General features: G+C 56.7%; 22 protein-coding genes. 13 read left to right on the forward strand and 9 right to left on the reverse strand.

Annotation, left to right across the window (positions count from 1 at the left end; all coding sequences use genetic code 11):
• Nucleotide 1 precedes the first annotated feature (1 nt).
• The 11 genes from gspG (at nucleotide 2) to ACWKXT_RS00300 (ending at nucleotide 10,852) form a co-directional block, all read left to right on the forward strand.
• Nucleotides 2–451, forward strand: coding sequence for a type II secretion system major pseudopilin GspG (gene gspG / locus ACWKXT_RS00250; protein ID WP_454531382.1), 450 nt, complete (start codon nucleotides 2–4; stop codon nucleotides 449–451).
• On the forward strand, nucleotides 451–936 hold the full coding sequence (gspH, locus tag ACWKXT_RS00255) for a type II secretion system minor pseudopilin GspH (protein WP_047051794.1): 486 nt from the start codon (nucleotides 451–453) through the stop codon (nucleotides 934–936). Before gspG ends, gspH begins: the two co-directional genes overlap by 1 nt.
• Nucleotides 929–1,309 carry a type II secretion system minor pseudopilin GspI gene (gene gspI, locus ACWKXT_RS00260; protein WP_454528911.1) on the forward strand — a complete coding sequence of 127 codons (381 nt, stop codon included), beginning with the start codon at nucleotides 929–931 and terminating at the stop codon, nucleotides 1,307–1,309. The genes gspH and gspI overlap by 8 nt, the downstream gene beginning before the upstream one ends.
• Complete coding sequence (gene gspJ / locus ACWKXT_RS00265; protein WP_454531383.1) at nucleotides 1,306–1,941, forward strand: type II secretion system minor pseudopilin GspJ; 636 nt, start codon at nucleotides 1,306–1,308, stop codon at nucleotides 1,939–1,941. The genes gspI and gspJ overlap by 4 nt, the downstream gene beginning before the upstream one ends.
• Entirely contained in the window at nucleotides 1,938–2,948 is a 1,011-nt protein-coding gene (gene gspK, locus ACWKXT_RS00270) for a type II secretion system minor pseudopilin GspK (RefSeq protein WP_454528913.1), read from the forward strand. Before gspJ ends, gspK begins: the two co-directional genes overlap by 4 nt.
• A gap of 15 nt (nucleotides 2,949–2,963) precedes the next feature.
• Nucleotides 2,964–4,097, forward strand: a complete 1,134-nt coding sequence (gene gspL / locus ACWKXT_RS00275) for a type II secretion system protein GspL (protein WP_454528914.1) — start codon at nucleotides 2,964–2,966, stop codon at nucleotides 4,095–4,097.
• Nucleotides 4,094–4,579 (forward strand): type II secretion system protein GspM, encoded by a 486-nt coding sequence (gene gspM / locus ACWKXT_RS00280; RefSeq protein ID WP_454531384.1) that lies wholly within the window; start codon nucleotides 4,094–4,096, stop codon nucleotides 4,577–4,579. The genes gspL and gspM overlap by 4 nt, the downstream gene beginning before the upstream one ends.
• A complete protein-coding gene (locus ACWKXT_RS00285) occupies nucleotides 4,576–5,373 on the forward strand; it encodes a prepilin peptidase (RefSeq protein WP_454531385.1) in 798 nt (265 codons plus the stop codon). Before gspM ends, ACWKXT_RS00285 begins: the two co-directional genes overlap by 4 nt.
• A gap of 255 nt (nucleotides 5,374–5,628) precedes the next feature.
• On the forward strand, nucleotides 5,629–8,343 hold the full coding sequence (locus ACWKXT_RS00290) for a glycosyl hydrolase family 18 protein (RefSeq protein ID WP_454528917.1): 2,715 nt from the start codon (nucleotides 5,629–5,631) through the stop codon (nucleotides 8,341–8,343).
• Nucleotides 8,344–8,444: 101 nt separating this feature from the next.
• Nucleotides 8,445–8,885, forward strand: a complete 441-nt coding sequence (gene iagB / locus ACWKXT_RS00295; protein ID WP_454528918.1) for a type III secretion system invasion protein IagB — start codon at nucleotides 8,445–8,447, stop codon at nucleotides 8,883–8,885.
• Between the two features lie 134 nt (nucleotides 8,886–9,019).
• The gene (locus tag ACWKXT_RS00300) at nucleotides 9,020–10,852 is read left to right on the forward strand and encodes a glycoside hydrolase family 19 protein (RefSeq protein ID WP_454531386.1); all 1,833 of its coding nucleotides are present in this window, start codon (nucleotides 9,020–9,022) and stop codon (nucleotides 10,850–10,852) included.
• Nucleotides 10,853–10,954: 102 nt separating this feature from the next.
• Here ACWKXT_RS00300 and ACWKXT_RS00305 read toward each other — a convergent pair whose 3' ends face one another.
• The 4 genes from ACWKXT_RS00305 to poxB all read right to left on the reverse strand — a co-directional run bounded on the left by ACWKXT_RS00305 (nucleotide 10,955) and on the right by poxB (nucleotide 16,262).
• The gene (locus ACWKXT_RS00305) at nucleotides 10,955–11,968 is read right to left on the reverse strand and encodes an NAD-dependent epimerase/dehydratase family protein (RefSeq protein WP_454528920.1); all 1,014 of its coding nucleotides are present in this window, start codon (nucleotides 11,966–11,968) and stop codon (nucleotides 10,955–10,957) included.
• Between the two features lie 88 nt (nucleotides 11,969–12,056).
• Nucleotides 12,057–13,493 (reverse strand): DUF2867 domain-containing protein, encoded by a 1,437-nt coding sequence (locus ACWKXT_RS00310; RefSeq protein WP_454531387.1) that lies wholly within the window; start codon nucleotides 13,491–13,493, stop codon nucleotides 12,057–12,059.
• 10 nt (nucleotides 13,494–13,503) lie between these two features.
• Entirely contained in the window at nucleotides 13,504–14,505 is a 1,002-nt protein-coding gene (gene ltaE / locus ACWKXT_RS00315) for a low-specificity L-threonine aldolase (RefSeq protein WP_061098722.1), read from the reverse strand.
• 38 nt (nucleotides 14,506–14,543) lie between these two features.
• Nucleotides 14,544–16,262 carry a ubiquinone-dependent pyruvate dehydrogenase gene (gene poxB, locus ACWKXT_RS00320; protein WP_454531388.1) on the reverse strand — a complete coding sequence of 573 codons (1,719 nt, stop codon included), beginning with the start codon at nucleotides 16,260–16,262 and terminating at the stop codon, nucleotides 14,544–14,546.
• Nucleotides 16,263–16,414: 152 nt separating this feature from the next.
• On the opposite strand from poxB, the gene ACWKXT_RS00325 reads away from it, so the two are divergent.
• Nucleotides 16,415–16,849, forward strand: coding sequence for a DoxX family protein (locus ACWKXT_RS00325; RefSeq protein WP_454531389.1), 435 nt, complete (start codon nucleotides 16,415–16,417; stop codon nucleotides 16,847–16,849).
• A gap of 398 nt (nucleotides 16,850–17,247) precedes the next feature.
• Here ACWKXT_RS00325 and hcr read toward each other — a convergent pair whose 3' ends face one another.
• The 4 genes from hcr to aqpZ form a co-directional block, all read right to left on the reverse strand.
• On the reverse strand, nucleotides 17,248–18,216 hold the full coding sequence (hcr, locus tag ACWKXT_RS00330; RefSeq protein WP_454531390.1) for an NADH oxidoreductase: 969 nt from the start codon (nucleotides 18,214–18,216) through the stop codon (nucleotides 17,248–17,250).
• A 10-nt stretch (nucleotides 18,217–18,226) separates the two neighbouring features.
• On the reverse strand, nucleotides 18,227–19,879 hold the full coding sequence (gene hcp / locus ACWKXT_RS00335; RefSeq protein ID WP_454531391.1) for a hydroxylamine reductase: 1,653 nt from the start codon (nucleotides 19,877–19,879) through the stop codon (nucleotides 18,227–18,229).
• A gap of 144 nt (nucleotides 19,880–20,023) precedes the next feature.
• Nucleotides 20,024–20,923 carry a lysine exporter LysO family protein gene (locus ACWKXT_RS00340; protein WP_454531392.1) on the reverse strand — a complete coding sequence of 300 codons (900 nt, stop codon included), beginning with the start codon at nucleotides 20,921–20,923 and terminating at the stop codon, nucleotides 20,024–20,026.
• Between the two features lie 170 nt (nucleotides 20,924–21,093).
• Nucleotides 21,094–21,789, reverse strand: coding sequence for an aquaporin Z (gene aqpZ, locus ACWKXT_RS00345; RefSeq protein WP_454528927.1), 696 nt, complete (start codon nucleotides 21,787–21,789; stop codon nucleotides 21,094–21,096).
• A gap of 290 nt (nucleotides 21,790–22,079) precedes the next feature.
• On the opposite strand from aqpZ, the gene ACWKXT_RS00350 reads away from it, so the two are divergent.
• On the forward strand, nucleotides 22,080–23,738 hold the full coding sequence (locus tag ACWKXT_RS00350; RefSeq protein ID WP_454528928.1) for an ATP-dependent endonuclease: 1,659 nt from the start codon (nucleotides 22,080–22,082) through the stop codon (nucleotides 23,736–23,738).
• On the opposite strand, the gene ACWKXT_RS00355 is transcribed toward ACWKXT_RS00350, so the two are convergent.
• Nucleotides 23,735–24,691, reverse strand: a complete 957-nt coding sequence (locus ACWKXT_RS00355; protein ID WP_454531393.1) for a VirK/YbjX family protein — start codon at nucleotides 24,689–24,691, stop codon at nucleotides 23,735–23,737. The genes ACWKXT_RS00350 and ACWKXT_RS00355 overlap by 4 nt on opposite strands.
• Nucleotides 24,692–24,702 lie beyond the last annotated feature (11 nt).

Here is a 24,702-nt window from a genome sequence, read left to right on the forward strand (position 1 = left end):
CATGGCTTTAAAACGTAAAAACCTGGCTCGCCAGGCGGGCTTTACATTGCTCGAATTAATGGTGGTCATTGTTATTCTTGGCGTACTGGCGAGTATGGTGGTGCCAAATTTAATGGGCAATAAAGAAAAAGCCGATACGCAAAAAGCAACCAGCGATATTGTCGCGCTCGAAGGCTCGCTGGATATGTATAAGCTGGATAACCACCGCTACCCGACTACCGAGCAGGGGTTACAGGCGCTGGTGACCAAACCTGAAATCGCGCCAATCCCGAACGGCTACCGCACGGACGGCTATATCCGTCGCCTGCCACAGGATCCATGGGGCGGGGATTATATCCTGGTGAGCCCGGGCGAACACGGTGCGGTGGACGTCTTCTCAGCCGGTCCGGACGGCGAAGCCAATACCGCCGATGACATTACCAACTGGTCTCTGGATAAGAAAGAGAAATAATGAAAAATCAACGCGGCTTTACGTTGCTGGAAATTATTCTGGCGCTGGTGATATTTGCCAGTTGCGCCATGATGGTGGTGTCAACAATACCTTCGCGCAGCGGTGCGGATATATTTGGCCAGCAATTGAAAGCCCTCGTTGATTATGGTTCAGACCGCGCGGTGATGGACGGAAATATTGTCGGGCTGGTGATCACCACCGATAAATATCAGCTGGTGACGATCGCCGATAAAAATGGCGAGCGTCACTGGGTGCCATTATCTGCTGGACGCATTACCACCAAAGGTGATTTTCCGGAAGAGATGCACGTGTCGCTCTCGCCGCAGCGCCTGGCCGCGACGGTGACGTCCGAGCCGCAGGTGATCTTTTTACCGGACGGTGAAATCAGCCGCTTTACGCTGACGCTGCAAAGTTACGACAAACAGCACCATTTCCGCGTGGTGTCGCAAGGCGCGGCGCCGGTATCGGTAGAAAACGATGGCTAACGGCAACAAAAAACAAAAGGGGATGACGCTGCTGGAGGTGATGGTCGCCCTGGTGATCTTCTCCACCGCCGCGCTGGCGCTGATGAACTCAGTCTCCCTGAACGTGCGCTTTACCCACGGCCTGGCCGACACGCTCCAGGCCAGCTGGGTGGCGGAAAACCAGCTGGCGGAAGCGCAGCTCACGAAAACCGACTTCCCGGACGCCGAGGAGCAGGGGACGGAAATCATGGGCGGGCGCAGCTGGAACTGGCGCAAGCAGCGGGTGAAAACTGCCGACAACGTCTGGGCGAATACCCTGCGCGTGTATGCGGAAGGCGATGAGAGCCAGCCGGTTATTTCCCTGCGCATCATTCCGCCGGGAGAGAGCAAGTGAAAAAAACGCGACGCCAGCGCGGGTTTACCCTGCTGGAGATCATGATTGCGCTGACCATCTTTGCGGTGATCAGCACCCTGGCGTGGCAAATTCTGGACGGCGCGATGCGTACCAGCTCGGCCACCGATGCCAGCGCCGCAAAGCTCAATCAGCTTCAGCGCGCCTGGAGCCTGATGGAGCGCGATTTTTTCCAGCTTCAGGCCCGCGCCCCGCGCAACGAGCCGGAGCTGTTTCGTCAGGAGGGCGACACCCTTGAACTGACCACCCTGAACGGGGTGAGCGGAACGGTCCAGCTGGAGCGCGTGCGCTGGCGGCTGGAAGAGGGGCGTTTGTATCGCGACGTCTGGCCGGTCATTGACAGCCCGGCGGACGTCAAACCCGATGAAGTGCCGATTGTCGGCGAGGTGAAATCCCTGCAGTGGCGTTTTTACCGTCAGGGCTGGCAGAAAAGCTGGAGTGACGCGGCCCATCTGCCGGACGGCGTGGAGATTACGTTGACGATGGAAAATGGCGATACCTGGCGCTGGGTCTTTACGACACCGGGCGATATGCCTGAAGCGGCTGCGCCAGCGCCCGCCGCTGCGCCGGAGACCGCGCCTGCACCGCCACCGACACCGGAAGCAAAATCATGAGCGCATTACGTAAACAGAAAGGGGTGGCGCTGCTGGTGGTGCTGATCCTGCTGGTCATGATGTCGGCGCTGGCCGCCAAAATCAGCCAGCAGTTCTGCCGCAACCTGCAGAAGACCCATTACCAGGTCAGTCAGCAGCAGCTGCGCTGGGCGATGCTGGCTCAGGAGAAGGTGGTGAAAGACCGCCTGCAGACCGATGCCAGCGGTGAAAGCAAGCCGCTGGCCCTGGACGGCGACTGGCATCAGCCGCTGGAGACGCAGGGTGAGGACTACACGGTCGTGAGCCAGGTGGAAGATGCGCAGGACTGTTTTAACGTCAACAATCTGCTGGCCGCTGAGAAAGTGACGCAGGGGCAAAACGTACCTGCCGTGCCGGAAAAACCGCGTAACGAGCAGATTGTCGAGCAGATCCTGACGGAAAGCGGCCTCAGCCACACTACGGCGGAAGAGGTCTATCAACAGCTGGTGGATTATCTCGACGGCGACACGACGACGGCCAAAGAGGGGGCAGAGAGCGATGCCTGGGCTGGTGCCGTACCAGCCCGCCAGCCGGCGAACCAGATGATGCGCGCGATAGCCGAGATCAGGCAGTTGCCTGCGTTCCCGGCAGCGGCCTACCCGAAGGTGAGCAAGCTGCTTTGCGCGCTGCCGGACGCCGCCAGCAAGATCGATGTCAACACCCTGCAACCGGAACAGGCCGCCGTGCTGGCGGCCATGTTCCCGGGAAAACTCACGCGGGATGACGCCGTTCGCCTGCTGGATTCACGCCCGGAATCGGGCTGGGAAAATATGGAAGCGTTCAGCAAAGCGCTGGAGCAGACCTTCCCGCAGTTAAAAGACGATCTCCCGCAGGTGGCGGATCAATTTTCTATAAACAGCCGGTACTTCCGTGTGAATTACACCGGCAATACCGATGAATTAACGCTTCGCGTGGTCAGCCAGCTTCAGGTGAATAACGAAGCCGGTGAGATCGTGACGTGGCAGCGTCGTTACCGAATGATTGAATAAGAAAAGTAGAACGTTATGAAACAGGTACTTTTTGTTCGTCCCGACAGCCGCGAGGGCGGGAAAATAATGTGGTGTGAGTCCGGCAGCGAGCGCGTCGAGGTGGTCGACAGCCTGGAGATGCTGGCCGAACATCCCCTGGCTACGCGCGTTTGTCTCCTGTTGCCCGCCAGCGACATGATTTTCCGTCATTTTACGCTGCCGAAAAAGGTGGCTTCTCAGGCGATGGCTTTCTCGTGGATGGCGGAAGAAACGCTGATTGGCGACGTGGACAACCTCCACTGGACGGTACTCCACAAAAAAGGCGCCGACGTCGACGCCGTGGCCATTGACGCCGACCGCCTGCGCGCGGCATTAACCCGCTGTCAGGAGGCCGGATTAAACGTGATTCAGGCCCTGCCTGATGCCTGGCTCCTGCCCGTGACGGCAGGGGGCAGCACGCTGGTCGCCCAGGATGATGGCTACTGGCTGCGTTTATCGCCCCATGTGGCGGGTGAAATGGAGGCTACCCTGCTGCCGCTGTTAATGCAGAAAGCCGGGGTCGGGGAAGTGTGGTGCTACGGCGATGCGCCTGCGAAGGTGCACGTTGACGTGCAGCATGCCTGGCAGCATCCGCTGGCGCTGATTCAGCCGCAGTGGCAAACCTGCCGCGTTAACCTGCTTCACGGTGAATTCAGCCTTAAGGCCGGTCATGGGCGGGCGGCGAAAAGTATGAAAGCCGCGATGGTGGCGGCGGGCGTACTGTCTGTTGGTCTGCTGCTGGGGCCACGCATTGCGATGGCCTGGATGCTGGTGCAGCAGGAAAATCGGGTGCAGGAGGAGATCGTCCAGGTTTATCAGCACCATTTCCCCAGCATGCGTCAGCAGACCAATATCAAATATCACTTTGGTCAAAGCCTGAAAAAGCAGAGCAAGGGGTTCTTTCTTCAGCTTGAGGAGCTGGAGAAAGCCCGGCAGTCAGTTCCTGCGATGGAGATCGATCTGCTGGAATACGATGCGCAGCAAAACACCCTGACGCTGAGCGTCAGCGCGCAAAACCAGCCCGCGTTGCAGGCGTTTGTTAACCAGACCAGTGAGAACTTTGATTTTACCTTACAGCCTGTTTCAACAACCGAACCGTATACCGCCATGATCGCAGGGAAACATAAATGAAAGAGCGAATCGCACAGCTGAAAGCGCGCTATCAGAATTACAGCGCCAGGGAAAAAATCGTTTTAAAAATATGTGCCGTTGCCATTGTGGGGGCCGCGGTGTATTACACAGGAGTGATCCCTTTGGATAATATGATTCAAAATAGTAAATCGACGCTTAAAAGACAAAAAGAGACGCTTAACTGGATGCGCAGTGAAATTGATAAAAATCATATTCAGGTCCAGTTAGTCAAAACGGATAATCCGCGTACGGTGGTCGAGAACAGCGCCCATGAAATTAACCTTTCACTGACGGATGTGCGCCAGGAGGGGCAAACTTTATCGTTCGTGGTGAATCGGGTGAATGTTTATGAATTAAAAAGCTGGCTGCGCGAAATTAATCAGACCTCCGGCGTGAGACTGCAAAAAATAAACCTCACGCCGGTTGACCACCTCAGCGACGTGAAAGCGCAGGTACAGCTCACCTGGTCAAAAAACGCATGAATACCTTCGCGCTGATACGGGACGCCTGCCCGGTAGGGTTCCCGATAATGAGTGCGGTCCTGGGTGGCATTGTGGGCAGTTTTCTTGGCGTTGTCGCCGAGCGCGTACCGGGGATGGTGATGGATGAGGAGGGGAGCGGCAATCTGCTCTTTCCGGCCTCGCACTGTCCGGTGTGCCAGCACACGCTTGCGGCGTGGGAAAACATTCCGCTGCTCAGCTGGCTTTTATTACGGGGGCGCTGCCACCAGTGCGGCAGCGCGATCCCGCTGCGACTCTTTCTGGTCGAACTGATCTCCGCCTTGTTTTTTGGCATCACGGCCTGGTGCATGCCGGACGTTCAGGCGCTGTTCTCTTTGTGGTTACTGGCGGCTTTTTTACTGCCGCTGGCCATGATCGACTGGCAGCACCAGCTGCTTCCGGACTGTCTGACCCAGCCGCTGCTGTGGGCGGGGTTAGTGCTCCATGCGTTTGACCACACGTTGCCGCTAGGCGATGCGCTGTTCGGCGTGGTAGCGGGCTATCTGTCGCTCTGGCTGCTCTACTGGGCTTTTCGTCTGATCGCCGGACGAGAAGGTCTGGGGTACGGGGATTTTAAGCTACTGGCGGCGCTGGGCGCCTGGTGTGGGTGGCAGGCATTACCCTCCATTGAACTGGCGGCAGCGTTAAGCGGTATTGTCGGTTATTTCGCCGTAAATAATTTAAATAAAAATAACCTCACTATTTCTTTCGGACCATATCTCGCCTTTGCTGGAATAGGTGTGTTTATTAGTCAGCAGCTTGCTTTCACATTTTAAATATACAGGTCAAGATTTTTTATGAGTTTTTTCGATGGTGGAAGAGAAGGACGTCTCTTTACGCTCAGTGTATCGTAAGAGATATAAGCTACACGGAATTTCGGCTTGTATCTTTTAATGGAGGAATACAACGCAGCAACAATTTTTTTGTTCACGGCTCTCACGTTGGTTAAATACGCATTATGCGAAACGCATCCATGATCTCACGGAAGACATGGGTTATTACGTTATAAATAAATTTATCAGGAAATAAAAATGAAATTTATGAAGCCAAAATATCTGGCGCTCTTTATTGCGGCGGCAACCAGCTCCGCATTTGCAGCAGCGCCAGGTGCACCGACGATCGGCTATGGCAATGACAAATTTGCCCTGGTGGAAGTGGATCAGGCTGCTCAGGATTATAACAATCTTGTCAAAGTGCATAACGATGGCGTGGATGTAAAAGTTGAGTGGAACGTCTGGAGTGGTGATGCGCCAACTTCTGCGAAAGTTCTGCTGGACGGACAGACCGTATGGACCGGAGCAGCCGGTGCGACGGGCTCTGCAACGTTTAAAGTGAAAAAAGGTGGGCGTTATCAGGAACAGGTTGAAGTCTGTAACGCCAGCGGCTGTGCGAAAAGCGCCAGTAAGCTGATTATTGTGGCTGACACCGACGGTAGCCACCTGCTTCCGCTGAATACGTCTCTCCAGGAGAACAACAAAGCGTTCGCGAAGCATACCGATAAAGTGGTTGCGGCCTACTTCCCGGAATGGGGCGTTTACGACCGTAACTTCCCGGTTGATAAGATCCCTGCGGCAAACCTCAACCACATTCTGTACGGCTTCATTCCAATCTGTGGCGGTGACGGCATCAACGACGGCCTGAAAACCATTGAAGGCGGTAACAGCTTCCGCGTGCTTCAGAACGACTGTAAAGGCCGTCCTGACTTTACCGTGGCGATCCACGACCCATGGGCTGCGCTGCAAAAACCACAGGCTGGCGTCTCCAACTGGGATGACCCGTACAAAGGTAACTTTGGCCAGCTGATGGCGCTGAAAAAAGCGCATCCAGGCCTGAAAGTGCTGCCATCTATCGGCGGCTGGACGCTTTCCGATCCGTTCTTCCATATGGGCGACCCGGCTATCCGCGCACGCTTCGTCTCTTCTGTGAAAGATTTCCTCCAGACGTGGAAATTCTTTGACGGTGTGGATATCGACTGGGAATTCCCGGGCGGTGGCGGTGTGAGCGAAAACCTGGGTAACCCGCAGCAGGATAAAGCGACCTATACCGCACTGATGCACGACCTGCGCACCATGCTGAACGAGCTGTCTGCACAGACGGGTCGTACCTATGAGCTGACCAGCGCTATCGGTGCAGGCCGCGATAAGATCGAAGACGTGGATTACACCACGGCTCAGCAGTACCTCGACCACATCTTCCTGATGAGCTACGACTTCTACGGCGGCTGGAGCAACACCGTTCTGGGCCACCAGGCTGCACTGCGTGCGCCAGCATGGCGTCCTGACACCGATTACACCACTGAAAACGGCGTTAATGCGCTGCTTTCCCAGGGTGTACAGCCAGGCAAGATCGTGGTGGGTGCGGGCATGTATGGCCGCGGCTGGACCGGCGTGCATGGCTACACCGGTGACAATCCATTCACCGGTACGGCAACCGGCATGGTGAAAGGCACCTGGGAACCGGGCGTGGTTGACTATCGTCAGATCGTGAACGAATACAAAGGCAAACCAGGCTGGGAATACGGCTACGATGCGACCGCTGAAGCTCCTTATGTCTTCAACAAATCCACCGGCGACCTGATCACGTATGAAGATGCGCGTTCAACCACGGCGAAAGGCAAGTATGTTCTGGCCAATAAACTGGGCGGTCTGTTCGCGTGGTCTATCGACTCTGATACCGGCGACATTCTGAATGCGATGAACGAAAGCCTGCTGGGCGGCGACTCGACTCCGGTTGATCCGGTGGTCACCAACCACGCGCCAATCGCGTCCTCTGCCGATCAGAACGTGTCTGGCCCGGCAACCGTCACGCTCGATGGCTCTGCTTCCAGCGATCCTGATGGCGATGCGATTACCTACAAATGGACCCAGGTTTCTGGCCCATCTGTAACCATCGCTAACAGCACCAAAGCGAAAGCAACCTTCAACGTTGCGGCAGCGACCACCGACCAGACCATGACGTTCCGCCTGACGGTAACGGATGCAAAAGGTCTGAGCAACGCGATTGATGTGCAGGTTGTGAACAAAGCGCCGAAAGCGAACCAGGCACCTGTTGTAAACCAGATGGAAGCGGTAACGCTGCAGGCAGGGGAAACCTATTCTCTGCATGCACAGGCTGCGGATCCAGACGGTGATGCGCTGACCTACGCCTGGAGCGTTCCAGCGGACATGCACGCAACCGGTACTGACACCGCTAACGTGAGTATCACTGCGCCAGACGTGGCCTCAACATCAACTTACACCCTGAGCGTGGTTGTCGGCGATGGTAAAACCAGCGTGCAGTCTAACGTGCAGGTGACTGTGAATCCGAAACCGGCTGACGTAACGCCACCGGCTGATGACGTGACCCCACCAGCTGACGACGTGACTCCTCCGGCTGATGATGTGACTCCGCCATCTGACGAAGGTTCTGCAACCGGTAGCTGCGACGCGCCTGTCGATGCTAACGCCAGCAAGTATGCTGCGTGGGATGCCAGCAAAATCTACAACAATGGCGACACCGTAAGTGCCGACCATCTGGTGTGGAAAGCGAAGTACTGGACGCAGGGCAACAAGCCTGGCTTCGGTGTGGATGCATGGGAACTGGTAAGCAACGTGAAGATGAACTGGCGTTCTGACCTCGTCTACAACGGCGGCGAAACCACAACCTACCAGGGCAACGTTTACCGTGCCAAATGGTGGACCCGTGGTGATAACCCGGCTAACAGCGACGTATGGGTGAAAGAAGGTCCTTCAACAGACTGCAAATAATCTAGCCCATTAATGACTCCCCCTTCAGAGGGGGAGTCATTCAAAATTCATTTTACAGGATGTTGGTAAGGAGAAATAACCGAAACTGTCAGCAGGTAAAAATGAAAAAGTTGATTTTGTTGTTATTGATAATAAGCCAAAGCGCGCTGGCAAATTGTTGGGATAGAGCCGCGCATTATTATCATGTCGACCCTTATTTACTGTACGCGATAGCGAATGTGGAATCCGGTATGAATCCGTACGCAGTTGGGCAAAACCGCGATGGCACGCGGGATGTCGGGCTGATGCAAATCAACAGTTCGCATTTTACCGCGCTGGAAAGCAGAGGCATCGACGAATACCGATTAATCACGGAGCCGTGTACTTCGATCATGGTCGGGGCTTCTATCCTCTCCGGGATGATCAGGGTGTATGGCTATAACTGGGAAGCCGTTGGCGCGTATAACGCCGGACTGAAAAAAGAAAATTATCCGCAGAGGATGAAATATGCCCATAAGGTCTGGGCCAAGTATCAGCAACTGAAATTAGCAGCACGTTATTAACGTTTTTTATTTTTGAAGAATTCCTGAAGGTGTTCTTCGAAAAGTGAAAACAGCTGAATGTGGTTTATGTATTAACGGAGTAATACCTAAGCCGGGATATTAACATTTAATTTGAAACGAACAGGAAAACTGAAATGAACAAAAGGACGTTACTGAGTGTACTCATTGCGGGAGCCTGCGTGGCGCCATTCATGGCCCAGGCTGCGAATCTGAAGGAGACCAGCAGTGAGCCGTACACCATGAAAGCCAGCGATCTGGCGAAGAAAGAGAAAGAGCTGACCAGCTTCCCGCTGATGGCCTCCGTGAAAGAGACTATTCAAACGCTGGACAATACTCAGGTGGAAATGATTGAGCCAGGCCGCGCGGCGAACCCGGACAACGTGAAGCGCGTTGAAGGTATTGTGAAAGCCAGCGACTGGGAATATCTCTTCCCGCTGCGTGCCCAGGCATACACCTACAGCAACTTCCTGAAAGCCGTCGGTAAATTCCCGGCGCTGTGTAAGACCTATAACGACGGCCGTGACAGCGACGCGATCTGTCGCAAAGAGCTGGCCACCATGTTTGCCCACTTTGCCCAGGAAACTGGCGGCCACGAAAGCTGGCGTCCGGAAGCCGAATGGCGTCAGGCCCTGGTTCACGTGCGTGAAATGGGCTGGAGCGAAGGACAGAAGGGCGGTTATAACGGCGAATGTAACCCGGACGTCTGGCAGGGGCAGACCTGGCCTTGCGGTAAAGATAAAGACGGTGATTTCCTGAGCTACTTCGGTCGTGGGGCGAAACAGTTGTCCTACAACTACAACTACGGTCCATTCTCTGAAGCGATGTACGGCGACGTGCGTACGCTGCTCGACAAACCTGAACTGGTCGCGGACACCTGGCTGAACCTGGCGAGTGCGATCTTCTTCTTCGCCTATCCGCAGCCGCCAAAACCAAGCATGTTGCAGGTGATCGACGGTACATGGCAGCCGAACGATCACGATAAAGCCAACGGTCTTGTACCTGGCTTCGGCGTGACCACCCAGATCATCAACGGCGGCGTTGAGTGCGGCGGCCCGACTGAAATTGCGCAGTCTCAGAACCGTATCAAGTACTACAAAGAGTTTGCAAACTATCTGAAAGTGCCTGTTCCAGCGAACGAGGTGTTGGGTTGCGCCAACATGAAGCAGTTCGACGAAGGTGGCGCAGGCGCCCTGAAGATTTACTGGGAACAGGACTGGGGATGGAGCGCGGATACCCCAACCGGCCAGACCTACTCCTGCCAGCTGGTGGGCTACCAGACCCCGTTCAGCGCCTTTAAAGACGGTGACTACAGCAAGTGCGTGCAGCACTTCTTTAACGTGAAAATCGTTAACGATGATGGTTCTTCCGTTACGCCGGACGAAACCCCGGTAACGCCAACACCGACGCCATCTGGTGATGAAACGCCAGCGCCAACACCAACACCAACACCAACGCCGGATGAAACCCCGGTCGAACCTGTTGTGGTGAACCATGCGCCGGTTGCGCAGATTGCCGGTCCGATCGGCGCAGTTGAAGCGGGTGCGCAGGTTTCTCTGAGCGCGGAAGGCTCTACCGATCCTGATGGCAACAAACTGACGTATACCTGGCGTTCCCAGGATGGTCAGACTGTTACCGGCCAGGACAAAGCGGTTGTGACCTTCACAGCGCCAGAGTCTGCGACGGCGCAGCAGTATGAAGTGAGTCTGACCGTCAGCGATGGCGAGCTGAGCAACACCACGTCTTACCTGCTGAACGTGAAAGCGAAAGCGGCAACGCCATCCGGAGAAGATACGTCTTACCCGGCATGGAGCGCGAACAGCAAGTACAACGCCGGTGATATCGTGAACAACCACGGTAAACTGTTCCAGTGCAAACCGTTCCCGTACAGCGGCTGGTGTAACAACTCTCCAGCGTACTATGAACCAGGCGCAGGTCTGGCATGGGCTGAGGCCTGGACAGCGCTGTAAAAGCAAACGGCAACCGAAAGGTTGCCGTTTTAGTCTTTATACCGTCCCCTCTCCCAGGAGGGGCGAGGGGACGGTATGATGCTGTTGCAGGTGGGCAAAACGTTAGCGATGAAGTTTCCCGTGATCCCGTAACCACGCCGCCGTACGCACAATGCCTTCATCCAGCGTCACAATCGGTTTATATCCCAGTTCAGTCTCAGCGCGCGAAATATCCAGCGTAAAATCAAAGTTAAGCTTCGATACGCCGTAGTGCGTCAGCGCGGGCTCTTTGGCCGATTTACTGCCAAAACGCTCCATGCTGCGGGCAATCATGTCCAGCATCGGGTAGGGCACGGAACGGATACGGCAGTCGATCTGCAGTTCATCAATCAGCCGCTGCACAATGCTGCGCAGCGTGCACGGTTCACCGTTGGTGATGTTATAGGCGCGACCGGAGACCAGCTTATCGCAGTCCGGCTGGCTTGCCAGCCACATGGCGTGGACGGCATTTTCATAATAGGTCATGTCCACCAGCGCATCCCCGCCGCGCGGCAGCAGCACGCTGCCGTAGTGGTGCATCATCTGCGCCAGACGGGGAATAAACACTTTGTCGTGCGGTCCGAACAGGCTCTGCGGGCGCAGGACGGTAAAACGGGTATGCGGGTTCGACTGCGCCAGCAGATCGATCACCTCTTCGCTGGCCGCCTTGCTGCGGGCAAACTCACAGGCAAAACGAGCAGGGCGGAAATCTTCCTGCACGTCGCGATGGTGGTGATAGTCAAAATAGAGCGACGGGGAGGAGATATGAATAAAGTTACGCACGCCCCAGGCGACGGCCCATTCGCCCAGACGACGCGTGGCGCGCACGTTAGCGAGATCGAAGGCTTCCTGCGTTCCCCACGGAGAGGTAAAGCTTGAGCAGTGCCACAGCGTATCGATACCGGCGAGCATCACCTTCGCCTGAGAGGAGACCAGCTCCGTCAGGTCGGCATGGACGAACTCTGCGCCCATTTTTTGCAGCAGTTTACCCATCGCTTCGTTGCGACCGGTGGCCCTGACGCTGATGCCCTTGTTGCGCAGAAATTCGACCGCATTTCGGCCTAAGCCGCTGGTCGCCCCGGTAACCAGTACCTTCATATCAATCCACTGTGTTGAAAAGAATTTCGTGCGCATTCTTTCGTGAATTACGACGTGTTGCAATGGGAAAGGTGAAAGAATAAGAGATTTACTTCTTTTCCGTCTTTTGTTCTGCCAGTTGCGCAATGCGTTTCGCCATCCCCCGAAAGATAAACAGATGGGCGGGGATCATCAACAGCCAGTAGAACAGACCGGGCATTCCGTGCGGATGCCACCAGGCGCGAACGTCCAGTTCCCGATGATCGCCTTTGTCTTTCAGGGTAAAGCAGAGTCGGCCCAGCCCAGGGGCTTTCATACCGAACAGCAGCGCCAGCTGTTTTTCCGGCTCGACGATGATCACCTTCCAGCTGTCGACCGCATCGCCCACCGCAAGATACGGGCGTGCCGGGCGGCCTTTTGCCAGCCGGTGCCCCACCAACAGATCCAATGCCCCGCGCGTTTGCCAGAGGATATTGCCGAAGAAATAGCGCTCTTTGCCGCCAATCTGGTTCACGACCTCCCACAGCGCGGCAAGGCTGGCTGTGGTTTTAACCGTACAGCCCGCCGGTTTCGGGTAATAGCCATACTCGGGTCGCCAGCGGGCAAAGGCCTGAGCGTCGTAGCCCCAGTCGCTGGAGTTCACCAGCTTCTCTTCTTCTTTCAGCGTATTGCGCACCGCGTCGTCAAAGCGGATCAACGTCTGAGGGATCAATGCCCGCAGCGCGCGATCGTCCGCCAGCAGATCGTGTTTTAGCCCCTGAATTAGCGCTTTTGCCGTGGTTGGCGGCACCGAGGTAATGACGTTCAAAAACCACACCGATATCCAGCGGGTCGGGAAGGGGATGGGGATCAGCCAGCGGCGGCGGCCGCTGACGCGCATGAAATGTTCGAACTGCGCCTGATAGCTCAGTACCTCAGGGCCAGCGGCTTCCAGCACGCGGTGTTGCTCCGCCGGGTGATCCAGCAGGGCCACCAGATAATGCAGCAGGTTCTCCAGCGCAATCGGCGTGGTGCGCGAGCGCACCCAGCGCGGCGGCGTGAGCACCGGCAGGTTGTAGACCATATCGCGCATCACTTCGAAGGCGGCGGAACCCGCGCCAACGATGATCCCGGCACGCAGTTCGGTGACAGGTATATTCGCCCCGCGAAGCGTGTCCGCCGTCAGCTGGCGGGCGCGCAGATGGTCGGACTGCTCGTGTTCAGGCGCCTGGAGCGAGCTTAAAAAAATCACCTGCTTAACCGGGGTTTGCAGCAGGGCATCGCGGACGTTCATCGCCACCTGACGCTCGTGGGCGATGAAATCACCGCCTTCGCCCATGCTGTGCACCAGATAGTAAAGCGTGTCGACCCCTTCCAGCAGCGCGGGAAGCGCCTTTGGCCAGTTGAGATCGACGTTGTGACAGGTCACGCCAGGCAAATTGAGTTTTTGCAGACGCTCGGTGTTGCGTGCCGCTGCCCGCACCTGGTGCCCCTGCTGGCTTAACGCAGTGGTGAGATGCTGACCGATATATCCGCTGGCGCCAAGCACCAGAATGCGTTGCGGCACGTGATGCTCCTTAGCGCTGTAAAAATGCCTGCCAGTGTTTCACCACGTCCGCCAGTTGTTCGCGGCTCACGTCGAGATGCATCACCAGGCGCACGACCGGGGAAGCGTTGATCAGCACGCCACGCGCTTTCATAAATTCACCCAGCGCAGCGGCGTGCTCGTCGCCCACGCGCACAAACAGCATGTTGGTGTCGTGACGCATCACGTCTGCGCCGATCTCGCGCAGCTGCGTCGCCATCCACGCGGCGTTGTCGTGATCGTCCTTGAGGCGCGCCACGTTGTTTTTTAACGCGTACAGTCCCGCAGCCGCCAGAATACCCGCCTGACGCATGCCCCCGCCGGTCATTTTACGCCAGCGGTTGGCGCGCTTGATGTAGTCCGCATTGCCGACCAGCAGAGAGCCCACCGGCGTACCCAACCCTTTAGAGAGGCAAATGGTGAACGAGTCGCAATATTGCGTTATCTCTTTCAGCTCGCAGCCGTACTCCACCACGGCGTTAAAAATACGCGCGCCGTCAACGTGCAGGCCGAGTTTGCGCTCGCGGGTGAATTCCCACGCTGCTTTCAGGTACTCGCGCGGCAGCACTTTACCGTTGTGGGTGTTTTCGAGGCTGAGCAGCCTGGTGCGGGCGAAGTGAATATCGTCGGCTTTGATTTTTGCCGCGACTTTGTCCAGCGGCAGGGAGCCATCTGGCGCGGCGTCAATCGGCTGCGGCTGGATGCTGCCAAGCACCGCCGCGCCCCCGGCTTCGTACAGGTAGTTATGCGCGCCCTGGCCAACGATATACTCTTCACCGCGCTCGCAGTGGCTGAGCAGTGCCACCAGGTTCGCCTGCGTGCCGGTTGGCAGGAACAGGGCGGCCTCCTTGCCGCTCAGCTCCGCCGCATAGCGCTGCAGTTCGTTGACCGTCGGGTCATCGCCGTAGACATCGTCCCCGACCGGGGCGGCCATCATCTCTTCGAGCATGGCGCGGCTCGGGCGGGTAACGGTATCACTACGCAAATCAATCATTTCACATCCCTTTATTTTAAGAGGTCATGCGAAATGTTTTACCTGAGCCAGTTGGTTTTTGCCAGTTCGATCACTTCGTCACCGCGCCCGCTGATGATGGCGCGCAGCATGTAGAGGCTAAAACCTTTGGCCTGTTCCAGCTTGATCTGCGGCGGGATGGCCAGCTCCTCTTTAGCGACGACCACGTCCACCAGTACCGGGCCGTCGATGGCGAAGGCGCGCTGCAGGGCTTCATCCACCTCGGAGGCTTTCTCCACGCGAATGCCGGTGATGCCGCACGCTTCGGCGATACGCGCGAAATTGGTGTCGTGCAGCTCGGTGCCATCCGTGAGGTAGCCTCCGGCCTTCATCTCCATCGCCACGAAGCCCAGCACGCTGTTGTTGAAGACCACTATTTTCAGCGGCAGCTTCATTTGTACGACCGACAGGAAATCCCCCATCAGCATGCTGAACCCGCCGTCGCCGCACATCGCCACCACCTGACGCTCCGGCGCCGTCGCTTTTGCGCCCAGCGCCTGCGGCATGGCATTGGCCATTGAGCCGTGGTTGAACGAGCCGAGCAGGCGGCGTTTGCCGTTCATCTTCAGATAGCGAGCGGCCCAGACGGTTGGCGTGCCCACGTCACAGGTGAAGATCGCATCGTCATCGGCGAAATGACTGATCTGCTGCGCCAGATACTGCGGGTGAATGGCTTTGTCGCTCGGTTTGGCGAGGTCGTCCAGCCCCTTGCGCGCGTCGCGGTAATCGCTCAGGGCTTTGTCGAGGAATTTACGGTCGGTTTTTTCTTCCAGCAGCGGCAGCAGGGCGGCGAGGGTGGATTTGATGTCGCCAACCAGCGCCATATCGACCTTGCTGTGCGCGCCGATGCTGGCCGGGTTGATATCAATCTGAATGATTTTGGCATCCGTCGGGTAGAATGCGCGGTACGGGAACTGGGTGCCGAGCAGGACCAGCGTATCGGCGTTCATCATGGTGTGGAAGCCGCTGGAAAAACCGATCAATCCGGTCATCCCGACATCATAAGGGTTGTCATATTCGACGTGCTCTTTGCCGCGCAGAGCGTGGACAATCGGTGCTTTCAGCTTACCGGCAAATTCCAGCAGCTCTTTATGCGCGCCCGCGCATCCGCTGCCGCACATCAGAGCGATATTGCTGGAGTAACGCAGCAGTTGCGCCAGCTTTTTCAATTCTTCTTCCGCAGGCGTCACGACGGGCTGTGGCGCATGATACCAGTGGGTACTGGCACCTTCCGGTGCGGCCTTCAGCGCCACGTCACCGGGGATGACGACCACGGAAACACCGCGATTTAGCACGGCTTTACGCATCGCAATTGCCAGTACCTGTGGGATCTGCTCCGGGGATGAAACCAGCTCACAGTAGTGGCTGCATTCGCGGAACAGCTCCTGCGGATGCGTCTCCTGAAAATAGCCGCTGCCGATTTCGGAAGAGGGGATATGGGCGGCAATCGCCAGCACCGGCACGTGGTTGCGGTGGCAGTCGAACAGGCCGTTGATCAGGTGCAGGTTTCCCGGTCCACAGGACCCGGCGCACACCGCCAGCTCGCCCGTAAGCTGCGCTTCAGCACCTCCGGCAAAGGCGGCGACCTCTTCATGGCGAGTTGGCATCCATTCGATGGTTTTCATCTTATTCAGGCTGTCGCTGAGCCCGTTCAGGGAATCGCCCGTCACGCCCCAGATACGTTTTACGCCAGCCTGTTCGAGCGTTTTCGCAATATATGCAGCCACGGTTTGTTTCATGGTTGTCCGTCTCCTTTTTGTGATATCGCTTACAAGCTTAGAAGAAAGTCACTGTATTGCCTGCTGAGTACCCCTTAATTAAAGGTGGTTTTCCTGCGCAATTATTCGGCATACTCTGGTAAGGCTTAGGGTGAAAACAGGAATCATTTCAAATGGTTAAATCATTGTTAATTGCTGTTAATGAAAAGCTATCCTGCGACGATTTTGGCAAACTCTTGTTACGACTTGCCGTCGGCGGGCTGATGTTGTTTCACGGGTTGCATAAGCTTTTTGGCGGCGTGGGATTTATCAGCGGCATGCTGGTGGAAAAGGGATTGCCGGGTTTTATCGCTTATGGGGTGCTGATTGGCGAAGTGGTGGCACCGATTCTGATGATTGTCGGGCTCTTTACGCGTCCGGCCGCGCTGGTGCTGGCGTTTACGATGGTTGTGGCGTGGCTGATGGTGGGGACGGGGGAAACGTTCGCTCTCGATAAGGTCGGTGCATGGGCGATTGAAAGCCTGGTGTACTTCTTTATTGGCTCGCTGGCGGTGGCATTTTTAGGCGCCGGGCGGTTTGCGGTAGGGAAAGGTCCGGCGTGGCGGTGAAAGTTGGATGCCGGAATGAAAGAAGGGGTCTACGGACCCTTTTTTATTGGCGATTTTTAAGTGGTTGATTCTATTGAGCTGTATTGTATGTCATGAAAAAAGGGTTTAAGGGGGATTTCCTGGGGGAATTCTTTATCTGACAACGTGATAGGTGTAGATTGTTCCAGTTCACTGCCGTACAGGCAGCTTAGAAATAATATTGTTGCAGCGATCCTTTTCGGGGGTAGTTCACTGCCGTACAGGCTGCTTAGGAATATCGCGTCTCAGCAGTCATTCAGGGGCGCAAGTCACTGCCGAACAGGCAGCATGCACAACGCAGGTCGGGTAAACGAAGTGCCACCCGACAAAAAGCCCGGTGGCGCTAACGCTTACCGGGCCTGCGATCGAACATTTACCGTTTATGCGAGGACCAAATCACCCTGCGGGTGACACGAGCATGCCAGCACGTAACCCTCGGCAATTTCCGCGTCGGTTAACGTCATGGTGCTGGTGACGCTGTACTCCCCGGAAACCACTTTCGTCTTACAGCAGCCGCATACGCCTGCGCGGCAGGCCGCTACCACCGGCACCTTGTTGCTTTCCAGCGCTTCAAGCAGCGTGGTACCCACGCGGCCAAAGAAGGTTTGCGCTGGCTGCAGTTTGGTGAACTGAATCCCGCTGGTTGCCGCTTCTGCAACAGGCGTGAAGAATTGCTCCTTGAAGAAGCGGGTCACGCCAAGCGCTTTCACTTCTTTCTCCACGATATCCATGTACGGCGCCGGACCGCAGGTCATCACGGTACGGTTCGCAATGTCCGGCACGCCTTGCAGCAGCTCGCGGCTCAGGCGACCGGGCACAAAACCGTGGGTCGCATTGTGCTCCGCTACCAGCGTTACCGGATAATCACGCCACTCCCCGGCAAAAATCACATCCTCCGGGGAGCGCACGCTGAAGATCACCTGCACGTCGGCCTGCGGGCGGTTCTTCGCCAGCCAGCGACGCATCGACATAATCGGCGTCACGCCACAGCCCGCCGCCAGCAGCAGGAATTTATCGTCTGACTTGTCATCACAGGTGAAATCCCCCTGCGCGTCAGACAGCCAGATGTAATCCCCGCGCTTCACGTCACGGGTCAGCCACTGAGAGCCGGCACCGTCATCAATGCGGCGGACGGTGAGCGTAATGTATTCACTCACGCCCGGCGTGGAGGAGAGGGTGTAGGCGCGCAGGGTGTCCGCGGAATTGCGGACGCTGACCAGCGCATACTGGCCCGCACGATACGGATAGTAGTCGTGACAGAGCAGCGACAGCGTCCACACATCCGGCGTCTCCTGATGGATGTGATGAACCTGCATCCGCCACGGACATTGTGAGGTTGGCATGGTCATGAATAACTCCTTACGCGCTCAGCAATTGCTTCATATCATCTTCAACGTTGGTGACGGAACGCAAACCGAATTTCTCGTTCAGCACCGCCAGCAGGTCCGGCGTCAGGAAGCCAGGCGCGGTCGGGCCGGTCACGATGTTGGTGACGCCGAGCGAGAGCAGGGTCAGCAGGATCACGATCGCCTTCTGCTCAAACCAGGAGAGCACCAGCGACAGCGGCAGGTCGTTGACGCCGCAGCCCAGTTTTTCCGCCAGCGTGACCGCCAGAATGATGGCCGAGTAAGCATCATTACACTGGCCTGCATCAATCAGGCGCGGCAGACCTTCGATGTTGCCGAAATCCAGCTTGTTGAAACGGTATTTGCCGCACGCCAGGGTCAGGATCAGGCAGTCTTCCGGCACGCTGGTGGCGAAGTCGGTGAAGTAGTTACGCTCGCCGCGCGCGCCGTCGCAGCCGCCAACGAGGAAGATGTGGCGAAGCTTTTCACGACTGACGAGGTCAATCAGCGAGTCTGCGGCACCCAGTAGGGTTTCACGACCGAAGCCGACGGTGATCAGGTGTGGAATTTCGCTGTACGGGAAGCCCGCCATCTGCTGCGCCTGCGCGATAACCGGACCGAAATCGTCGCCTTCGAGGTGGCTCACGCCCGGCCAGCCGACGATGCTGCGGGTCCAGATGCGGTCGTCATACGCGCCCACGGTAGGGTCGATGATGCAGTTAGAGGTCATCACGATAGGGCCAGGGAAGCGGGCGAACTCAACCTGCTGGTTCTGCCAGCCGCTGCCGTAGTTACCGATCAGATGTTTGAATTTACGCAGCTCAGGGTAGCCGTGTGCGGGCAGCATTTCGCCGTGGGTATAGACGTTAACGCCGGTACCTTCGGTCTGCTTCAGAAGGTTGTAGAGATCTTTCAGGTCGTGACCGGAAATCAGGATGCATTTGCCTTCGGTCGCCTTGACGTTGACCTGAGTCGGCGTTGGGTGGCCGTAGGTGCTGGTTTCACCGGCATCCAGAATGCTCATGACTTTGAAGTTCATCTGGCCGATTTCCATTGAGCACTCAAGCAGAGCATTCATATCGGCAGGCCAGGTGCCCAGCCACGCCATGATTTTGTGGTACTGGGCGTAAATAGCGTTGTCGTACTGACCGAGCACGTGCGCGTGTTCCATATAGGCCGCAGCGCCCTTCAGGCCGTACAGGCACAGCAGGCGCAGGCCGAGAATGTTCTCGCCAATCGCCGCTTTGTCTTTATTTGGCGTGAAATCTGCCGCCTGACGCTGCAGGTCGCCCAGGTCATCGCTCACCAGCTGGAGCTCTGACATAGGGTTGTCCACGCGAGCGTTAGCATCCACCTTCAGACACTGCGCCTTCAGTGCTTCGCGCAGGGCGATGGCTTCGCGGGCATAGCCGACAATGCGCGGGGAATCAAAGTTGACGTTGGTCAGGGTGGAGAAGAATGCGCGCGGGGCGAAGCTGTCGACGTAATGGTCGATAATACCGTATTCACGGGCTTTGAAGGCCCATGCGGAAAGGCCTTGCAGGGCAGCGATCAGCAGGTCCTGCAGGTCTGATGTTTCTGCGGTTTTACCGCACATACCCTGTGCGTAAGAGCAGCCATTGCCTGCCGGGGTACGGATGGTTTGTTCACATTGCACACAAAACATAATCACACCTGTAAAAGTTATATTTAATATACATGTTTAAGGTTATGCCTGTGGCAGAGTGGGGGAAAGGGCTTTCTTCTACAAAATAGAGGGATATTGATTTAGCGCAATTTTGGCGGCAGGAGCCCTACCGCCACAGAGGTATCAGGCAGAGAAAAACGCCATGAGAATGGGAACCAGCAGGCTCAAAATAAAACCGTGCACGATGGCGGCGGGCACCATCTCCAGACCACCGGAGCGTTGTAATACCGGCAGGGTGAAGTCCATCGACGTGGCGCCGCACAGGCCCAGCGCGGTTGAGCGGCTGCGGCGAACCAGACCCGGGATCAGCATGATGGCAATCAGCTCGCGTGCCAGATCGTTAAAGAAGGCGGCGCTGCCGATCACCGGGCCGAACGATTCGGTCAGCAGAATACCGGACAGGGAATACCAGCCGAACCCGGAGGCCATCGCCAGGCTGGTCTTCAGCGGCAGATCGAGAATAAAGGCATTGATGACTCCTGCCACCATTGAGCTGGCGACAACAATAACGGCAACCATCATTCCCCGACGATTCAGGACAATCTGTTTCAGCGTCATACCGTTATTTCGCAGCTGGATACCGATCAGGAAAAGCAGGAAGATCAGGGTATATTCGCTGGCTTCTGTCGCGTGCTGTAAAAATGCCCATCCGGTAAGACCCAGAAGAAATCCGAGCACCACGACGCCGCAGAGTTTTAATGACTCCAGTGCCATCGCAATTCGTGAAGGGAGTTTTTCCTGATGATGGTGATTTTTCCATGGAATAGTGCGTTCCAGCCACAGCAGCGCGGCAATATTGCACAGCAAAATAACCACCACGGTGACCGCAGAATAATGCAGGATAGAAAGCAAATTCGTCGCCAGATTATCCAAAAAGGCCAGACTGATCCCCATAAAAAAGAGAATGACGTAAACAATCCAGCTGAGAAAACGGTTAATAAGCCGTAATGCGGATTCCTGATGCAGCGGGATGAGATAGCCCACAATCAGGGGCAGCAGAATAATGAGGAGTCCTGAAAACATGAACAGCCGGTCCTTTTGAGTATCTGTTAAGCGCCAGAGACACTACCCAATAACGGCTGCTCAGTAAAGCGGCAAAAGAAAACCGGGTGGCGGCTGCGCCTTACCCGGCTTGTATGTGCGGCCTGTTGCCCTCACCCCGGCCCTCTCCCACGGGGAGAGGGAGGGATAGATTAATCGCGTTTTTCCAGCAGAGTGCGGTACAGCACGCCGCCCAGAATACCGCCGATAATTGGCATCACCCAGAACAGCCACAGCTGCTCAAGCGCCCAGCCGCCCTGGAAAATGGCGACGGCGGTGCTGCGCGCCGGGTTAACGGAGGTGTTGGTCACCGGAATCGAAATCAGGTGGATCAGCGTCAGCGCCAGACCAATGGCGATGGGCGCGAAGCCTGCGGGCGCGTATTTGTCGGTTGCGCCATGGATCACCAGCAGGAAGCCGGCGGTCAGCACAATTTCAATCACGATCGCAGAAAGCATGGAATAACCGCCCGGGGAGTGTTCACCAAAGCCGTTAGAGGCGAAGCCGCTGGCCGCCGCGTCGAACCCGGCTTTACCGCTGGCAATCACGTACAGGACGGCAGCTGCAATAATACCGCCCACCACCTGCGCTACGATGTAGCCAATCACGTCTTTCGCCGGGAAACGGCCGCCCGCCCATAAGCCTAATGTCACTGCTGGGTTAAAATGACCGCCGGAAATATGCCCCACGGCAAACGCCATGGTTAATACGGTTAAGCCAAACGCCAGCGCGACGCCGACAAAACCAATACCTAATTCCGGGAATGCTGCTGCCAGAACGGCACTGCCGCAGCCACCAAATACCAGCCAGAATGTACCAAAGCATTCTGCTGCTAATTTTCTAAACATAACCACCTCAATAATAAATGACCGTGCGCTTTCCTGCGCGCGGGATATCGCCATAAAGGGATGACGACTCAAAGAGTCATTATTTTAGAAACCAACAACACCCCTTCGCCACTTAAATAAATTCGATTGATTTGATTTAAGGCAATGTGATGTCAATCCTTGTTCCAGTCAGCGGTAAATAGAGCATAGACCAATTCTTATAAGAATGAATGTTGTGCTGTCGTGACAAGATTCCTCCCGCTATACTGCTGATAACTTAAAGGAAAAAGTGATCATTTCGCGGGGGATTTATGCTTCTCGAACGTGCGGAAATTGTCGGGTTTCGCGGTATTAACCGTCTGTCGCTGCAGCTGGAGCAGAACAACGTCCTGATCGGCGAGAACGCGTGGGGTAAGTCCAGCCTGCTGGATGCGCTGACCCTCCTGCTTTCACCCGAAGACGATTTGTATCACTTCGTTCACGATGATTTCTGGTTCCCGCCCGGCGACATCGCGGGCCGCGAAAAGCACCTGCACATTATCCTTACGTTCCGCGAATCCGAGCCCGGACGACACCGCGTGCGTCGCTTCCGTCCGCTGTCGCCCTGCTGGGTTCCGTGCGACGACGGCTTTCACCGGATCTTCTATCGGCTGGAAGGCGAGATGGCGGAGAACGAAGGGGTGCTGACCCTGCGTGAATTTCTTGATGAGAAGGCCAGTCCGATCCCGCTCGACAACATCGACGATCTGGCGCGTCACCTGATCCGCCTGACGCCGGTATTGCGCCTGCGCGATGCGCGTTTTATGCGCCGTATCCGTAACGGTACCGTACCGAATATGCCGGAGGTGGAAGTCACTGCCCGCGAACTGGATTTCCTGGCGCGAGAGCTGGTGTCGCGTCCGCAGAACCTCACCGATGGCCAGATTCGTCAGGGGCTGTCGGCGATGGTACAACTGCTGGAGCACTATTTTTCCGAGCAGGGCACCTCGGAGTCCCGCCATCGTCTGATGCGCCGCCGCTCTCACGATGAACAACGCAGCTGGCGCTATCTCGACATCATCAACCGGATGATCGACCGGCCCGGCGGTCGTACCCATCGGGTGATTTTGCTGGGGCTGTTTTCAACGCTTCTGCAGGCGAAAGGCACCGTGCGTCTTGACCGGGATGCCCGCCCTCTGCTGTTGGTGGAAGACCCTGAAACGCGTCTGCACCCCATTATGCTCTCCGTGGCGTGGCATCTGCTGAATCTGCTGCCGCTCCAGCGGATTACCACCACCAATTCCGGTGAACTGTTATCGCTGACGCCGGTGGAGCACATCTGCCGTCTGGTGCGCGAGTCTTCGCGGGTTTCCGCGTACCGTCTCGGGCCCGGCGGGATGAATGCCGAAGACGGGCGGCGTATTGCGTTTCACATCCGTTTTAATCGCGCGTCGTCACTCTTTGCCCGCTGCTGGCTGCTGGTGGAGGGGGAAACGGAGACCTGGGTCATTAACGAACTGGCGCGCCAGTGCGGCCACCACTTTGATGCCGAAGGCATTAAGGTGATCGAATTTGCCCAGTCGGGATTAAAACCGCTGATAAAATTTGCCCGGCGAATGGGAATTGAATGGCATGTGCTGGTGGACGGTGACGAGGCGGGTAAAAAATATGCCTCAACCGTGCGCAGCCTGCTGAACAACGAGCGGGAAGAAGAACGGGACCACTTAACGATGCTGCCCGCGATGGACATGGAGCATTTTATGTATCGTCAGGGTTTTGACGACGTATTCCACCGCATTGCGATGGTGCCGGTCGACGTCCCGATGAACATGCGGCGCGTGATCGCCAAAGCCATTCACCGCTCGTCAAAACCGGACTTAGCCATTGAAGTGGCGACGGAAGCAGGAAGGCGGGGCGTCGAGGCGGTTCCGACCCTGCTGCGCAAGATGTTCTCCCGCGTGCTGTGGCTGGCACGCGGAAGGGCGGATTAACGTTCGGTCGCCTGTTTCACCTGCTGAATCAGGCTATCCAGCAGCGCGTAGCGGCGACGGTATTCGGCACGTTTTTTACTCGCGATCTCATCCATGGGTTTACGCGGCATGGCGAGCGGCAGCATAAAGTGACCGCTTTCCCGTTTTTCCCCACCGAGCGAGCTCCAGAAGCTGTCGTAATCGGCCAGCAGTTTTCCCTCTTTTTTCTTGCGGTAGCGCCAGCTGCGATAAATATGGGTGGCGTTACTGACGGCAACAATCTGCGCGACCGGGAAGGCGGCGCCGAACGTCATGGCGGCTTCAACCAGCAGGCGTTTCGGGAACAGCCCGTGGCAGGCTTTTGTCGCCTTCTGGATCAGCTCATGGGGAACATGCGCTTTCGCGCCCTGCAAGCCGCCGATGAACAGCGTCGATTTTCCTTCAAACTGGCAGAGCGTAAAGGTTAGCTCCGCCAGCACCGTATTCTCACTGTTGCAGAAGGTAAGGGTGGCTTCGCCCTCTTTATCCAGGAACGCATCGGCACACAGGCGGACGGTAAACGCCTGCTCATCTTTACCGGTTAACGTCAGCAGCGTAACGCCCTGCGTCGAAAGATAGCCCTTCAGCAGTGATGCGGGCAGCTGGCGGCTCATGGTCTGATAGTGCCAGTTCAGGGATTCCAGCGCGTGCTGGCGATCCATCTTCACCGTCAACCAGGGGCGATGAAGCCGGCACGGCAGACCGGGCTGTACCTGCAACATCTGCATCAGACGCGGTTGTTTTGCCAGGCTCGTTAACAGGCGGGACGTACTCACGGGCGTCGCCAGTGAACGCAACATGAACTTACGACGATAAGCGGGGTTCTGCCACGCCAGTCCGGGCGCGATCTTCCCGGACGCCAGGTTTTTGAAAAGCTGCCAGCCGGATGTCGGCTGCGTCAGGTTTGAATAGGGTGTATCGACGATGGAAGACATGATAAATCCTG

Source organism: Enterobacter sp. UPMP701 (assembly GCF_053709515.1).

Bases quoted from the DNA above. Each gene is read 5' to 3' on its own strand.
- poxB (WP_454531388.1), bottom strand. From the start codon at position 16,262: ATGAAACAAACCGTGGCTGCATATATTGCGAAAACGCTCGAACAGGCT.
- hcr (WP_454531390.1), bottom strand. From the start codon at position 18,216: ATGACCATGCCAACCTCACAATGTCCGTGGCGGATGCAGGTTCATCAC.
- ACWKXT_RS00290 (WP_454528917.1), top strand. From the start codon at position 5,629: ATGAAATTTATGAAGCCAAAATATCTGGCGCTCTTTATTGCGGCGGCA.
- gspL (WP_454528914.1), top strand. From the start codon at position 2,964: ATGAAACAGGTACTTTTTGTTCGTCCCGACAGCCGCGAGGGCGGGAAA.
- ltaE (WP_061098722.1), bottom strand. From the start codon at position 14,505: ATGATTGATTTGCGTAGTGATACCGTTACCCGCCCGAGCCGCGCCATG.
- gspH (WP_047051794.1), top strand. From the start codon at position 451: ATGAAAAATCAACGCGGCTTTACGTTGCTGGAAATTATTCTGGCGCTG.
- ACWKXT_RS00340 (WP_454531392.1), bottom strand. From the start codon at position 20,923: ATGTTTTCAGGACTCCTCATTATTCTGCTGCCCCTGATTGTGGGCTAT.
- gspI (WP_454528911.1), top strand. From the start codon at position 929: ATGGCTAACGGCAACAAAAAACAAAAGGGGATGACGCTGCTGGAGGTG.
- ACWKXT_RS00305 (WP_454528920.1), bottom strand. From the start codon at position 11,968: ATGAAGGTACTGGTTACCGGGGCGACCAGCGGCTTAGGCCGAAATGCG.
- gspM (WP_454531384.1), top strand. From the start codon at position 4,094: ATGAAAGAGCGAATCGCACAGCTGAAAGCGCGCTATCAGAATTACAGC.
- gspK (WP_454528913.1), top strand. From the start codon at position 1,938: ATGAGCGCATTACGTAAACAGAAAGGGGTGGCGCTGCTGGTGGTGCTG.
- ACWKXT_RS00300 (WP_454531386.1), top strand. From the start codon at position 9,020: ATGAACAAAAGGACGTTACTGAGTGTACTCATTGCGGGAGCCTGCGTG.
- iagB (WP_454528918.1), top strand. From the start codon at position 8,445: ATGAAAAAGTTGATTTTGTTGTTATTGATAATAAGCCAAAGCGCGCTG.
- ACWKXT_RS00350 (WP_454528928.1), top strand. From the start codon at position 22,080: ATGCTTCTCGAACGTGCGGAAATTGTCGGGTTTCGCGGTATTAACCGT.
- ACWKXT_RS00285 (WP_454531385.1), top strand. From the start codon at position 4,576: ATGAATACCTTCGCGCTGATACGGGACGCCTGCCCGGTAGGGTTCCCG.
- gspG (WP_454531382.1), top strand. From the start codon at position 2: ATGGCTTTAAAACGTAAAAACCTGGCTCGCCAGGCGGGCTTTACATTG.
- ACWKXT_RS00325 (WP_454531389.1), top strand. From the start codon at position 16,415: ATGGTTAAATCATTGTTAATTGCTGTTAATGAAAAGCTATCCTGCGAC.
- hcp (WP_454531391.1), bottom strand. From the start codon at position 19,879: ATGTTTTGTGTGCAATGTGAACAAACCATCCGTACCCCGGCAGGCAAT.
- aqpZ (WP_454528927.1), bottom strand. From the start codon at position 21,789: ATGTTTAGAAAATTAGCAGCAGAATGCTTTGGTACATTCTGGCTGGTA.
- ACWKXT_RS00355 (WP_454531393.1), bottom strand. From the start codon at position 24,691: ATGTCTTCCATCGTCGATACACCCTATTCAAACCTGACGCAGCCGACA.